Raw genomic sequence first — 13,297 nt, 5'->3', positions numbered from 1 at the left:
ACGCTGTGTCGATTGCCACTGTTATCGTGATTGTGCCGGCGGCGATCAGCGCGAGCACCTCATCTCGGCGGTCGAAAAGTGGCTTGCAAGAAGTAAAACCGCAGAACTCGTTCGGCACATATGCACAGACTGGAGGACGCCAGTGGACTTAGAGGGATACGTTGAAGCCTGCTCGCGATCCTTTGTGAGGGGCTGGGTTATCGAGAAAGGACACTTCCGGCCTATCAAGGTATCGCTTCTGTACGACGGGCAGGAAGTCGGCTCGACGCTCACAGGTCATCAGCGACCTGATGTATTTGAAGCCCACGGCATTGAAGGGGCTGGCTTCTATTTTGCCCTTCCACCGGTCAGTGGCAACTTTCAGCCCGAGAAGCTGGCCGTGATCGCAGATGGGACCCTTGAACTTCCGCTTGTTCCTGGTGCCGCTCGACGCGAACTGGATCTGCGAAACAGCTATGACGCCGACGATGCGTTCACCTTGACCAACCGAATGGCTGGGCAGGGCAATGTTGATCCTGAGATGGCCCGCTTCAAACTCCACTCCGAACAGGCTGGGATACAACTGCCGGAAGTCCTCACCGAACTGCGCATTAAGAGAAACTTCCGCAAGTATTTCGACTTCAAGCGGGCGCTCACCTCAAAGGGCGATGCAGCTCACGTCAAAGCGCTGGCTCCTTGGATGTATCATTTCGACTTCAAGGACTGCAAAACCAGCGACTTCGACTACATCTACACATCAGCTTCCGAACAGATGCACGACTTTCGCTCGGATCTGATCACACAGACGATCAAAAATCTCTACGGCGACACGCTGCGGGAAATGACTGTCTTGGATATTGGCTGCAATTGCGGGATCTTTTCCTTCGACATGGCATCCATCGGTGTCAAGCACGTAGTCGGCATCGATATCTTTGATCGCAACATCGAGCAGGCTGAATATCTCAAGAGCCAACTCAGCTACGACAACGTCGAGTTCCGCAAAGGCAATCTCAAGGATCTGAGGGCGGAGAAGTTCGACATCATCCTCAACCTCGGCGTAATGTACCACCTCTCCACACCCTACGAGGTCATGGAGATGTGTCACTCCATGACCCGCGAGCTGTGTGTTGTGGACACAATCTGCCACAAGGACGTGTTCTCCGGCTTCTTCTCGACCTACAAGCCTCTCAAAGCGACCGGCATCGAAGGCGACACCGTCTTTGAGCTACAACCCACCTATAGGGCAATCCTCGACCTCATTTTGTTAGTCGGATTCAAGCGAACAATCGAGATTGTCAGTTCGGATGTGGCCTCAATGGTGCTTTACAATGAAGCAATCCGCCGTTGCTTCTTCTGCTTCCAAAGCGATACAACGCCAGACCTGAATGCGGTTAAGAGCTTAAGCTAGACTTGCGAGCTCGCCGGCCATTTGAACCTGCGGGCCTTATGTCAAAGGTAAGTGGCGTTGCATCTTCAAGGATCGCAGCCTTATCGGGATCTGATTCCGCCTTACGCGACATCAAAGGAAATCCCGTCCAGCCAGACCACCGTTTCGGCCGCATCCACAGATCCCACGGTGATGTTGCCATTCGGGGCGGCCGCGAGGCTCGCGAGCTTGCCGCTGTTGCCGGAAGCTAAGAACGAGCGCGCCGTCTTCGGCTGCAGGTTGGGCGGAGGGTTGCAGATCACCGTTCCCGTGGCCTTGGTGCCGACACCTGCAGGGCCAGCCAGTGATACCCGCCTGTCCGACGCGATGCGTTAGGCAGCTCATATGGCAGTTGTAAGAAATAGCACTCGGAGATTGTCCATTGGTGAGCCACTCTGTCTGAAGGGCAGGCATCAGATCGCCGGCCCTCAGTCAGATCGTCTTAGCGGCCAAATAATTCATCTAAGCCGCGAAACTCGAAGCGTCTGTTCGGCTGCTGCCGCTGTTCTTCGGTCAGAATGTCGTCATCTGGTGGCACTTCCCGCAATGGACGTCGATCCTCGGGTGATCGAAAACGGATCACAAATTGATTACGCGGCTGCCTCTCGCAAATCTGAATACCACGGGCTCGGTTCTCTCGGATCATTCTGCCCGTATAGCTGCACAGCGTTCCATCAATGTTCCTGATTGCGAGTAGATTGTCGCCCACGATATAGGCTCGGACGTCACTTCTTTGTACGTGACCCGTTGGTCGCGCACATGGTCCACCAATGTGGAAATGGTCGATAGTTCCAACCCAAACTCCGCTTTGCTCCTGATGTACATCCCATCGAGCTTGCCACTCGCCACACTCGCCCTCTCGAACCGTCCAAATTTCAGCTGATGCCGCTGAGGCTGAACAGAGGGCAGCTATAATCACAGCTAGGCGCATGGCACGATCCAATTAGTTCGAGAGGAACACAACGCACGTTTGACGGTGCTCGTTCCATGGCGTGCGGACTGTTGGCTCGAATGCCAGCATGGGCTACTGAGATCAGCGAGATAGTGTGTCATTCGAATTGATCGAGGCATCAGCGACAGTCTCTAGGACCGTTCCTGCAACAATCGGCGGTGCCCCTAGTGAGATGGTGATGGCAGCGGAGCACGCGGAGCAAGCATAGATTGTACCACTCTGCAGGGCCCCGGAGCTTTCAATATCGACGCTGTAGCATTTCACGCTCAGCAGTGCCTCTGCGCAACTCGGACATTTGCCGGACATGGCGACCCCTCGGTCTCTTGCCTGCAGTCAAGCGCGATCACGTCAGACGGTCAATTGAGACCTCCCGATGAATGGCAAAGCTGACCAACATCAAGCCTCGTCCCGATCCGGCTCCTTCTTGCCAAGCCTCGCCCGCCGACGGGCTGCAGACAGTTGTGAGGCGATATCTAGCCCACCGCTCACCTCAAACTTATCAGTGAAGAGCTTCAGGTTCTTGCCAAGCTTCTCCAGCGCGTCAAGTTTCGAATGAGCCTTGATCTTGATCGTCCGGGCAGTTGTGTCCGGCTCACCATCGCGCCCCTTGATGGTCCGCTCCTCGATCTGGACCTCGGAGAGAGCTGCCAAGTGAGCTGCATCAGCCTCAGTCAGGTCGACGCGGGCGGTGCCATCTTCTTGGATCACTACGACGTCTGCCAGGCTAAAGAACGCGACCTTGCTAATTTCCTCCAAGACCTGTTCAGCCCCGACCTTGAGCCGGGCTTGGAGATCCGCCTCGCGCCGATCGATGGCCTCGCGAACGTGGGCAAACCTGGTTTCATTCAAGAGGATCCACGCCACCTTGTCTGCATTCTCAGGCTTGCAGGTGTATCCGGCCTCACGAATTGCCCGAGCCCCATTGCGGTGCTGTAGGTACCTGTAGACGAACCTGCGCTGCCGATCCGTCCAGTTTCCTGGTCCCAGATCATCGTCCGGGAGAAGGCCTGCAACAGACGATCCAGGGTTCTTTGCCTTACCGCGTGCCATGTCTATTACTCAAACTCACTCTAACTCGCCCAGGGTTGCTTGAATCTCGTGCTGGATCTCGACGCTATCAACGAGGAGCCCATTGAGATCAGCGATCCCGAGAACGGCATCGACCGCAGCATCAGCATCCCCAAGCGTAAGAGCCCACTCGTAGGCCTCAATAAGCTGCTCTGTGAGGCCTTCCCGTGTGATGGGCCGAGGCAGCACCAGGCACGGCTCACCCTCCACTGCCCTCTGATCATTGCCTTTGGACCACGGATCACACGGATCACACGGAGCATTTCCCATAAGACCCCTCTCTGGCTGTTTTCCGGTAAATTTTGAAACGCGAGCTTGATGATCCGTGGTGATCCGTGATCCGTGGTTTGTCATGACCGCCCCCATGTAATCCGCCCCTTCCAATCCTTGGCCAAGCGCTTCCACCCCAATCGCTCCATGGCCGCAGTAATCCGCCGCTGATCAGACGTATTGATGCGGGCCGTCTCGATGTGCAGGCCATCTTTCGCCACGTCACCAACCGTCACCTTTGATTTGCCCCTGAGGTAGTCTGCAATCATCTCCTCCCAGGCGTCGGCCTCGAACCGGGCTTCCTGCTGGGGTTTGATGTGCTCGCGCTCGAAGGCATCGTCGGGCCACCACCTTGCACCGGCCTCGAAGAGATGCATGGCTTCCGCGAAAAGCTGATCCCGGTCCCGCTTCAGGGCGTTGGTGTCGATCTTGCCCACCTTCACAGGCCAGAAGCGCCGGCCACCGGTCTCGTCCCGCAGATAGGCCTCCTTGTTTGTGGTGCCGATGAAGATGCATTGCCGTGGCTGAATCACCTCCTTGCGCCCATAAGGCGGTCGGTAACGTTCGACTTGGCGGCTGATGAAAGCTTTGAGCGCTGCGTCTTCCGCTTTTGACATTGCGGACATTTCGGCGATCTCAATCAGCCATTTCCCAACCAAGTGCTGATAGACATCCTTGCCAGTCGTCACCTCAGGGAGATTGTCGGAGAACCACTTCCCGCCCAGGATTGCGCAGGCGGTCGACTTCCGCGCGCCTTGCGCCCCCTCCAGAACCATCATGTAGTCGGCCTTGCAGCCGGGCTTCATGATGCGGGCGACTGTGGAGATCATGAACATTGTGCCGATGCCCTCAGCATAGGCGCTGGGCTCCACTCCCAGGTAAGTGGAGAGCCACGTCTTGAGCCTGGACTTTCCGTCCCAGACCAGGCTTGTCAGGTAATCCCGTACAGGATGGAAGGCGCAATCCTGAGCCCTCATGTCTACGGCTTGATGCACCGTGTCCTTGCCGATCTTCGGCAGACCGGCGAGTTGAAGCCATTCCTGCAGCTCGCCTACGTCGTTGTCGGTGACGGGCCGAGGCTCAAAGCCTGCGGTTTTCTCCCATGCAGCCCCGTGCCTTGGGACCGGGTGCATCAGCATCGGTGCACAAAGCATCTCATCAAGAGCAAGCATGGTCGAGATAGCAGGGTCGCTACGGAGCGCGAGCCTAACGTTGGCTAGATTGGCGATCGGCCGCGCCTGGTCGTCAGTCATACACAGGTCGAGCCAGCGCTTGTCACCGGCTGCGGTCTCTACTTTCCACCGTTCACGCTTGCCGCGTCCTGTGGTCGAACGCTCAGCGTCTGCCGCAGTCCGGGCGCCGCTAATACGCTCCGCAACGTTCACCTCATGAGGAGCCGGATTTGAAAGGTCCCATTCGTTCCTCATATCACGTCCTCCTCGTGATCGAGGATGCGGACCACCAGCGGCAACTTGCGACCACCGTCGTAGAGGTCGTAAAGTTCAAAGGCGTACGGCTCGTATATTCCACCCTCTGGGGCGAGATCGAAGGCCCGCAGGCAAAGGACGCCATCAATGCCTTGAACGGTGAGCTCTCCAAGCCGCAATGCAGTCGGTGGACGAACCCTGGCAAGGTAGTTCAGGAACCGATCCTGCCCCTTTCGGTCTGCAGCAATCCGCAGGCCCGCGCCGGCAAGGGTAGCAATCAAGTCGCGGCCGCGGGCATGGAGGCAGTCATACCGAATAAGGCTGCGCCGCGTGCCGCCCTCAGCCCCGGAGAACTCTATCTCTATTGCCCACTCACCCAACGGATGGAGAAAAGGCTTTTCGATATAAACCCGGGCTAGCGGCTTGATCGGATCCGAAACCCATTCGCCTGGGTCGTTGGGATCATCGGGCTTTGTTAGAAACCAAAGCCCACTCTGGCTTTTCAGGTACCGCCCGCGAGATGAGCGCGGACCAGGGTTAGACTCTTGACGTTCAACGGGAGGATACTCATGGTACATGTGCTTGAACACTCTTCTGAGACCCGCCTCGTAGACACACGTTTCCCGTCCCGTGGTCTGTGAGCGCGGGTTTTTCTTTTTCAGGCGGCTTTTGGGAGGGCGGAAAGAAATCTCTCAAGGTCATCGCGCAGGATGATGGTGCGGCGGCCGAACTTGCGCGCCTGCAGCAGGCCGTCTCTCATTGCCTCATACAGCTTTGAGCGGCCAATACCTGTTGCCTCTGCGGCTTCCTCGACAGAGAGGCTGAGCTTCTGGTTGAATACTGGTGCGGTTGAGAGGCCATGAACGCCTCCACCTGGAATATGAGCCATGTTTGTCCACCAAGCGACGGAATACGTCGATGAATGGATCGTGCCGTTCTTCAGCAATCAGGTCATCCGGCAAGAGCGGCATTGCCGCCTTTGCCGTTTTTGCCGTTATTCCGATTTGTTGAAAAAGTCCCTCACGTATCGCACGCTAGGTGCGACGCCACCCTTCCCTTTGATGTACTTACAGATGAGGTGGTATCGTTCCCCTGGACGCAGATTCTGCACGGGAGCTTCTTGAGACAGTTCGCGCACTGCTTCCTCAATCCACTGAGCCCGTGTCTTTCTCTGCAGCTTTACGCTGGCGCCAGGGTTCGGCAGCGCATGAGACGTAGCATTAACTGTCGTTGGCTTATCTGAGCGGAGGTTCGGCTCGGGATGCTTGCCCGCGAAACTTGTCGGAGCAAGCCGAACAGAAACGTCGGTGTATGCAGTCGTTGGGCCAATCAGGCAATTTGAGCCTAGATCAATGTTTAGGCCTGCCAGGTCATCAAGTGTTAGAGAAACGCGCTCGCCGGCACTATTGCGGCCGGTAATGAGGTAACTGTCTTTGATGAGCTCGCGCCTCACCTTAGAAGGGATAACGGTCGCGAGAAGGTGCGCGGCCCAGCTGCGGAGCCGTTTAGCTCTTCGTTCCCGCGCCTCGTTCTCACGGATGAAGAGTTCGGGATCCACTAGCGCTGGCCACCTGCGTTGGACGGAGGCCGCAACCCGATCATGATCAATTGCCCTCATACGTGTTGCGGTGGCTTCAAACCACATGACGTATGCGCTGCACTCGCGGCCCGCTATCCGCTTCGCGAAGTGCCAAAGACTAACCGGCTCGGTACTCGCAGCGAGGTCGGGTTGAAGATAACCCATGGCTTAGCCTGCCTTCCTGATTGAGGCGACATTTGTCTCCTCTTCAAGTCCAAGCCTCGGCATATTGGCCCGGATCGTATCCGCTACATAGGATGGAGCGAGGTGAGCATAGTGCTTCTCAGTGATCCGAGTGTCGGCATGCCCAAGAGCTGCGGCAATCACGGCCATTGGAACGCCACGCATCGCCAGCATTGACGCGTAGGTATCCCGTAGCCCATGGAAAGTTATCGCCGGCTCGATCTTTGCCTGCTCACAAGCTGTCGCAAGGGGGCGTGCCTGATGGGAAGCTTTCCAGGTTGCACCATCCGCCCGCAGGAATACCGGTGCGGGCCCGGCCTTCCCGAGCGCAAGGCTCCTGAAGTGATCGATACCTTCGTCCGTCAGCGGGACGTGGCGCGATTTCCCGTTCTTGCTCTCAGCAATGAAAATTGACCCAGACTCAAGGTTGATGTCTCTCACCTTGAGCCGAACGAGCTCCCCATACCGGGCCCCAGTCAGTAGAGCGGCTTTCACCAGAGAGCGAAAATCCGGCTCACACGTGTTGAGAAGGCGAGTGCATTCGGCCGTTGAGAGGTAGTGAATGCGGGCTTGGTCGACATCATGGAATGGCTGGACGCGCGCCCAGGCATCATCGATCGAGATATGATGCTCAGCATGGGCATGGTTGAGAGCTGCCTTTAGGACAGTCAGAATTCTGTTAGCCCGCGACCGGCGCCGGCGCACTGCCTCTGGATCGCGAGGATCAAACTCCTGCGTCTTGCGCTCCTTCGCGCCCTTTGCCGTTCTGACCATCTTGGGAGCCGTGGCGAGCCCGTGATGCCAGTCGCGCAGACGGCGGGTCGTCAGCTTTGCTGTATCGAGAGCCCCGAGGGCAGGGACAATGTGGCTATTCACGATCGACCGCAGGTTGGTCAGATCCTTTCCGCCTCGAGCCTCGTAATGCTTCTCATAGTCTGCGAGCGCATCCGCTATAGTGTAGGCGCCGCGGTGGGTGTCGCTGATGCCTAGGGCTTTCCGCTCCTCCGCCTGCCACCACTCTCGGGCGGCCTTCAGCGCAGCACGGTAGTCAAGGACGGTTGTGCCATCCGCGTCCGTCGCATCGTCCGCGATCCCAAGGACCGTTTCAGGATACTTGCCATCAACGCAGCGACGGCCGAGCCAGGCGCCGCCTCGTGGCCCTCGCCGGTACCCGAGGTGCAGTCCCTGTTCGATTGATCGCCAGTGCTTCCTCCCTGTGGGGAGCTGCATCCGGGCCGCTCGTGTCTCAAGCGTTGCATCGCGAACAGTCCGCGCCATTTAATTTGTCCCCGAATTTGTCGAGAATGCGTGGGCAAATTTCGGTGGACGCCGACGCACGAATATACATTAAATGCTTGTGGCGTTTGCGTCTATTGATATCCACGAGCGTGCGCTGAAATCTGTGTATTAGCCCTCTCACGGCGAAAACAGGGGTTCGAGTCCCCTAGGGAGCGCCATAAAATCAAGCACTTAGCTCGATAATGGCCTAGGTCGTGAAGTATACCCCCTCGGACCTTGGTTGACAGAGCGGGCCGATAATCGTCCGTAACCCCAGTTCTAAAAATCGCCCCTTCTCAAGACCGATAGCTTTACAGAGTGCTATCGTTGCGGCGAGAGCCGCCGACCCTAGGGGTATGAACTCAGAGGAGGGTGAAAAGGCTGTGCAGAAGATCAATGCACAGGCATGCCAGTTCTCTGGTGGTCGGACCGACTGCAGGGCGCGACCGCGGCCCGATGCCCGCGCTCGTCGAAGGGGCGCAGCCTGCAGGGCGCATGCGCGCCGATCTCAGCCGGTAGCTGGGCTTCGACGCACCGCCGCTCTTTGCGGGCGGTGCCAGCGACAATGCCGCCGGAGCTGTCGGCCTGGGGGCGATCGAACCGGCACGAGCTTCCTGTCGCTGGGAGCATCCGGGGTGCTCTGGCGTACGAGCGATGGCTTCGAGCCGCGCGCCGGCATCGCCTTTCACGCCTTCTGCCGCGCGCTGCCGGACCGCTGGCACCAGATGTCCGTCCATCTGTCTGCCGCCGCGAGCCTGAGTGGTGGGCGTCCGTGTGCGGGCAGACCGAGGAAAGGCTGCTAGGCGACCTCGGGCCACGGGCGAAGTATCCTTCGTCGGTGCTCTTCACGCCCTATCTATCGGGCGAATGGACCCCTCACAACGATCCGCACATGCGAGGCGGGTTCTCGCGCCTCGGCCACGACGGATCGCGCGGCCATGACCGAGGCGGTGCTGGAGGGCGTTGCCTTTTGGATTTGACAGGAAATCGGGTAGATGCTCTTCATGCGAGCATCCGCTCAAGATTGTTGCTGTCCCATGCCCATCCAAAGATCGCCCTTCGACCTCGTCATCTTCGATTGCGACGGCGTGCTCGTCGACAGCGAAGTCATCAGCTGCCGAACCCTGGTCGATATTCTCTCACCTCTCGATCCCAGCTATGATCTGCGGACGGTCATGCGCCGCTATCTTGGGCGCCCGTCCAGCGCAGTCGTCGAGGATTACGAGAGAATGACCGGCCGCCCGGCCTCGGCCGACTTCACGGAGGACTGGCGGGAGCGCCTGTTTGCCGCATTCGCTCGCGAGCTCGAGCCGGTCGAAGGCGTCCGCAGCGTGGTCGAGGCCTTCGCAAGCGACTACTGCGTGGCTTCGTCCAGCGACGAGGAGCGCATCGAGATCTGCCTCCGGAAAGCCGAGCTGTGGGATCTGTTCGAGGGGAGGATCTTTAGCACGACGCGCGTGCGGCGCGGCAAGCCGGCGCCCGACCTGTTCCTGCTGGCCGCCAGTGAGCACGGCGTGGCGCCAGAACGCTGCCTTGTGATCGAGGACAGCGTCAGCGGCGTCACTGCTGCGAAGGCGGCTGGAATGACAGCCTACGGCCTGGCCGCCGGCAGCCATTTCGCAGTCCTGGACCAGAGACAGGCGCTTCTGGATGCCGGAGCCGACAAGGTGCTCGAATCCTGGCAGGAACTGGCACCGATGCCCGCAACCGGCTGAGTTTCCGATGGCCGACAACGACAACGCCCGCCTTGACGACGCCGCCCGGGCCGGCTGGCTCTACTATATCGCCGGCCGCACGCAGGACGACATCGCGCAGATCCTAAACATCTCGCGCCCGGCGGCGCAGCGCCTCGTCTCGCTCTGCCGCAGCGAGGGGCTGATCAGCTTCCACATGAACCACCCGATCAGCACCTGCATGGAGCTCGCAGCGCGGCTGCGCGATCGCTTCGAGCTGCTGCATTGCGACGTTGCCCCCTCCGACGGCTCGGCGGAGACGGGCGCGGCCGGCGTCGCCGCGCTCGGCGGCGTGCTGATCGAGCGCTGGTTGCGCTCGCGCAAATCGCTGGTCATGGCATTGGGCACCGGCCGTTCGATGCGGGCCAGCATCGAGCGCGTTCCGCCGATGTCCTGCCCGCTGCATCGGCTCGTCTCGCTGGTCGGGACCATCTCGCCCGATGGCTCGGCCAGCCCCTTCGATACGCTGGTCAAGCTCGCCGAAATCACCCAGGCGCAGTATTTTCCGATGCCGTTGCCACTCTATGTGTCGAGCCCCGAAGAGCGTGCTCAGCTCATCGAAATCGAGTCGATCAGGCGCATCCGCAACATCGCCAGCGAGGCCGATCTCTGGGTGATGGGCATTAGCCAGATCGGCGAGGATGCCGTACTGTATCGGGACGGCTTCATGACGCGCGGCGAGCTGCTCGACATGGTCCGCCACGGCGCCGTCGGCGAGGTGACCGGCTGGGTCTTCGATGCCGAAGGCCGATTCCTCGACCGCGGCACCAACCTGCGGGTGACCAGCGTGCCGCCGGAGCCCGGCAGCGCTCGGCGGCGCATCTGCATCGGCCAGGGCCCGGCCAAGGCCGCGCCGCTGCGAGCCGCGTTGCGTGGGAGGATCGTCAACGGCCTCGTCACCGACGAGGACACGGCCCGCGCTCTCCTCGCGGACTGACCCCGCTCACCAGCCTCGCCCCATTACCCTCTGCGCGCAAGCTAGCGCGGCTGTCATTCATCCGTCATCAACGGTTGACATAACAAGCCAGTGTGCGAGCATATGCTTCAATAAAGAGCATATGCTCACATAGCCTAATAAGGGAGGCTTTACATGCGACATTTCTACTGTACGTTGGCGGGTGCGGGCGCAATGCTGCTGGCGGGGCTCTCCCCCGTGCAGGCGGCGACGGAAATCGAGTTCTGGCACGCGATGAGCGGCGCGCTCGGCGAGCGCGTCGAGGAGCTTGTCAAGAAGTTCAACGACTCCCAGAAGGAATACGTCGTCAAGGCGATCGGCAAGGGCACCTATGACGAGGTGTTGAATGGCACGATCGCGGCCTATCGCGCCAAGCGCCAGCCCGAGATCGTGCAGTCGAACGAGCGCTCCTTCCTGACGATGGTCAATTCCGGCGCCATCGTTTCGACCACCGAGCTGATGGCGGAGCAGGGCCACCCGATCGACGCCTCGAAGTTCATCGCCCCGGTCGTCAGCTACTACGCGATCGACGGCAAGCTCCAGGCGATGCCGTTCAACTCCTCGACGCCGATCCTGTTCTACAACCGCGACCACTTCAAAGCCGCCGGCTTCGACAAGCCCGGCGCGACCTGGCAGGAACTCGAGCCGCAGCTCGACGCGATCAAGGCCAAGGGCGTCTCGAAATGCGCGATGGTGCTGCCCGGCGACTATGAGTGGAGCTTCCTCGAGAACTACAGCGCGGTGAACGACATCCCGTATGCGACCAAGCGCAACGGCATGGATGGCCTCGACACCAGCTTCGTCTTCAACAAGGGCAAGCTCGTCGGCCAGGTCGAGCGCATGAAGCGGCTGGTATCTTCCGGTGTGATGCAGCTTGCCGGCCAGGGCATCATTCCGATCCAGCTCTTCACCTCCGGCGAATGCTCGACGATCATCGCCTCCACCGCCTCGCACGCCACGGTCGTCGCCGCCGCGAAGTTCGACTGGAGCGCGGCCGAGCTGCCCTATGAGCAGGGTGTCACCCCGAAGAACAGCGTCATCGGCGGCGCCGCGCTCTGGACCCTGAAGGGGCATACGCCGGAGAAGTACAAGGCGGTCGCCGCCTTCTACGATTTCCTCGCGAAGACCGACACGCAGGTCTGGTGGCATCAGGCGACGGGTTATGTGCCGGTCACGACCGCGGCCTATGAAACGGCCAAGGCGCAAGGCTACTACCAGAAGAACCCGACTCGCGAGATCGCCGTGGTGCAGTTGATGCGCGGCACGCCCAGCGACAACTCGCTCGGCTTCCGCATCGGCAACAGTAACCAGATCAACGTCGCGATCATGGAAGAGGTCTCGGGCGCCTTCCTCGGCAAGAAGCCGGTGCAGCAGGCGCTTGACGATGCTGTAGCTCGCGGCAACGAGTCGCTGCGCCGCTACGAGCAGCTCAATGCCGGCAAGAAATAACACGGCTGCTCTCCCCGTGGCGGCTGGCGGTGGCGGTTTGCGCCTCCGCTGGCCGCTCAGGCGTCTCTTCCTTAAGGTCACCGGTGATGCACAGTCCGAAAGCGGGCTGAAGCGTGCGCATTTCCGGGAATGGCGCCTGCCGTTCTGGCTGCTGGCGCCGCAGCTTTTCATCCTGCTGCTGTTCTTCTTCATCCCCTCGATCAGGGCTCTGATCCAGGCCTTCCAGCTCACCGACCCGTTCGGTGCCACCGTCCAGTGGGTCGGCTTCCAGAATTTCGAGCGGCTGTTCCGCAGCGGCGTCTACTGGTCTTCGGCGCAGGTGACGCTGATCTTCACCATCGCGCAGAACGTGCTGGCGCTGTCGCTCGCGCTGCTGCTCGCCTTCGCCTCGAATCACATCCTGCGCGGGCGCGGCGCCTACCGGACCGTGCTGCTGCTGCCCTACGCCATCGCCCCGGCGATCGCCGGCATCATGCTCGCCTTCCTGTTCAATCCTCGCGTCGGCCCCGTTGCGCATATGCTGCAGGGGCTCGGCTTCGACTGGGACCCCAACCGCAATTCCTGGCATGCGCTCGCCCTGATCGTCATGGCGGCCTCTTGGAAGCACATCTGCTACAACTACATCTTCCTGGTGGCGGCGCTGATGTCCGTGCCCCAATCGATCCTCGAATCCGCCTATCTCGACGGCGCGGGGCCGATCCAGCGCTTCCTGCGCATCTCGTTGCCGATGATCACGCCGACGCTGTTCTTTCTGATCGTGATCAACTTCGTCTACGGGCTGTTCGAGACCTTCGCCATCGTCGACGCCACCACCCGGGGCGGCCCGGCCGGCGCGACCTCCATCCTGGTCTACAAGGTCTTTCTGGACGGCTTCGTCACGCTCGACCTCGGCTCCTCCGCCGCGCAATCCGTCGTGCTGATGGCGCTCGCGCTGCTTCTGACCTTCGCGCAGTTCCGCTTCGTGGAGCGCCGCGTGAATTACAGCGTCTAGGCCGGCG

The 13,297-nt window shown here is 60.1% G+C and carries 11 protein-coding genes; 5 read left to right on the top strand and 6 right to left on the bottom strand.

The window, feature by feature from the left end:
* The first annotated feature begins 142 nt into the window (after positions 1 to 142).
* Entirely contained in the window at positions 143 to 1,387 is a 1,245-nt protein-coding gene (locus BB934_RS08390; RefSeq protein WP_099509221.1) for a class I SAM-dependent methyltransferase, read from the top strand.
* A gap of 101 nt (positions 1,388 to 1,488) precedes the next feature.
* Here the strand turns inward: BB934_RS08390 and BB934_RS08385 are convergent, their stop codons facing one another.
* The 6 genes from BB934_RS08385 to BB934_RS08350 all read right to left on the bottom strand — a co-directional run bounded on the left by BB934_RS08385 (position 1,489) and on the right by BB934_RS08350 (position 8,162).
* Entirely contained in the window at positions 1,489 to 1,668 is a 180-nt protein-coding gene (locus tag BB934_RS08385; protein WP_099509220.1) for a hypothetical protein, read from the bottom strand.
* A gap of 1,085 nt (positions 1,669 to 2,753) precedes the next feature.
* Positions 2,754 to 3,407, bottom strand: a complete 654-nt coding sequence (locus BB934_RS08380; protein ID WP_099509219.1) for a terminase small subunit — start codon at positions 3,405 to 3,407, stop codon at positions 2,754 to 2,756.
* 368 nt (positions 3,408 to 3,775) lie between these two features.
* A complete protein-coding gene (locus BB934_RS08370) occupies positions 3,776 to 5,122 on the bottom strand; it encodes a virulence-associated E family protein (protein WP_099509217.1) in 1,347 nt (448 codons plus the stop codon).
* Positions 5,119 to 5,700: a DUF927 domain-containing protein gene (locus tag BB934_RS08365; RefSeq protein ID WP_157934087.1), complete on the bottom strand. Its 582-nt coding sequence runs from the start codon at positions 5,698 to 5,700 to the stop codon at positions 5,119 to 5,121. The genes BB934_RS08370 and BB934_RS08365 overlap by 4 nt, the downstream gene beginning before the upstream one ends.
* Before the next feature lie 80 nt (positions 5,701 to 5,780).
* Entirely contained in the window at positions 5,781 to 6,068 is a 288-nt protein-coding gene (locus BB934_RS08360; RefSeq protein ID WP_237050219.1) for a helix-turn-helix domain-containing protein, read from the bottom strand.
* A gap of 801 nt (positions 6,069 to 6,869) precedes the next feature.
* Positions 6,870 to 8,162: a tyrosine-type recombinase/integrase gene (locus BB934_RS08350; RefSeq protein WP_099509214.1), complete on the bottom strand. Its 1,293-nt coding sequence runs from the start codon at positions 8,160 to 8,162 to the stop codon at positions 6,870 to 6,872.
* Between the two features lie 1,037 nt (positions 8,163 to 9,199).
* Here BB934_RS08350 and BB934_RS08345 point away from each other — a divergent pair.
* The 4 genes from BB934_RS08345 (at position 9,200) to BB934_RS08330 (ending at position 13,290) form a co-directional block, all read left to right on the top strand.
* Complete coding sequence (locus BB934_RS08345; RefSeq protein WP_099509213.1) at positions 9,200 to 9,877, top strand: HAD family hydrolase; 678 nt, start codon at positions 9,200 to 9,202, stop codon at positions 9,875 to 9,877.
* Positions 9,878 to 9,884: 7 nt separating this feature from the next.
* Positions 9,885 to 10,832, top strand: a complete 948-nt coding sequence (locus tag BB934_RS08340) for a sugar-binding transcriptional regulator (protein ID WP_099509212.1) — start codon at positions 9,885 to 9,887, stop codon at positions 10,830 to 10,832.
* A 153-nt stretch (positions 10,833 to 10,985) separates the two neighbouring features.
* Entirely contained in the window at positions 10,986 to 12,299 is a 1,314-nt protein-coding gene (locus BB934_RS08335; RefSeq protein WP_099509211.1) for an extracellular solute-binding protein, read from the top strand.
* Positions 12,283 to 13,290 carry an ABC transporter permease subunit gene (locus BB934_RS08330; protein WP_099509210.1) on the top strand — a complete coding sequence of 336 codons (1,008 nt, stop codon included), beginning with the start codon at positions 12,283 to 12,285 and terminating at the stop codon, positions 13,288 to 13,290. The genes BB934_RS08335 and BB934_RS08330 overlap by 17 nt, the downstream gene beginning before the upstream one ends.
* Positions 13,291 to 13,297: the final 7 nt, after the last annotated feature.

Origin of the sequence: Microvirga ossetica (assembly GCF_002741015.1) — a bacterium.
GTDB classification, from domain to species: domain Bacteria; phylum Pseudomonadota; class Alphaproteobacteria; order Rhizobiales; family Beijerinckiaceae; genus Microvirga; species Microvirga ossetica.
This window is presented reverse-complemented; position numbering and strand designations above follow the sequence as displayed.

Coding starts and splice junctions, on each gene's coding strand:
- BB934_RS08380 (WP_099509219.1), bottom strand. CDS start 3,407: ATGGCACGCGGTAAGGCAAAGAACCCTGGATCGTCTGTTGCAGGCCTT.
- BB934_RS08370 (WP_099509217.1), bottom strand. CDS start 5,122: ATGAGGAACGAATGGGACCTTTCAAATCCGGCTCCTCATGAGGTGAAC.
- BB934_RS08365 (WP_157934087.1), bottom strand. CDS start 5,700: ATGTACCATGAGTATCCTCCCGTTGAACGTCAAGAGTCTAACCCTGGT.
- BB934_RS08350 (WP_099509214.1), bottom strand. CDS start 8,162: ATGGCGCGGACTGTTCGCGATGCAACGCTTGAGACACGAGCGGCCCGG.
- BB934_RS08345 (WP_099509213.1), top strand. CDS start 9,200: ATGCCCATCCAAAGATCGCCCTTCGACCTCGTCATCTTCGATTGCGAC.
- BB934_RS08340 (WP_099509212.1), top strand. CDS start 9,885: ATGGCCGACAACGACAACGCCCGCCTTGACGACGCCGCCCGGGCCGGC.
- BB934_RS08335 (WP_099509211.1), top strand. CDS start 10,986: ATGCGACATTTCTACTGTACGTTGGCGGGTGCGGGCGCAATGCTGCTG.
- BB934_RS08330 (WP_099509210.1), top strand. CDS start 12,283: ATGCCGGCAAGAAATAACACGGCTGCTCTCCCCGTGGCGGCTGGCGGT.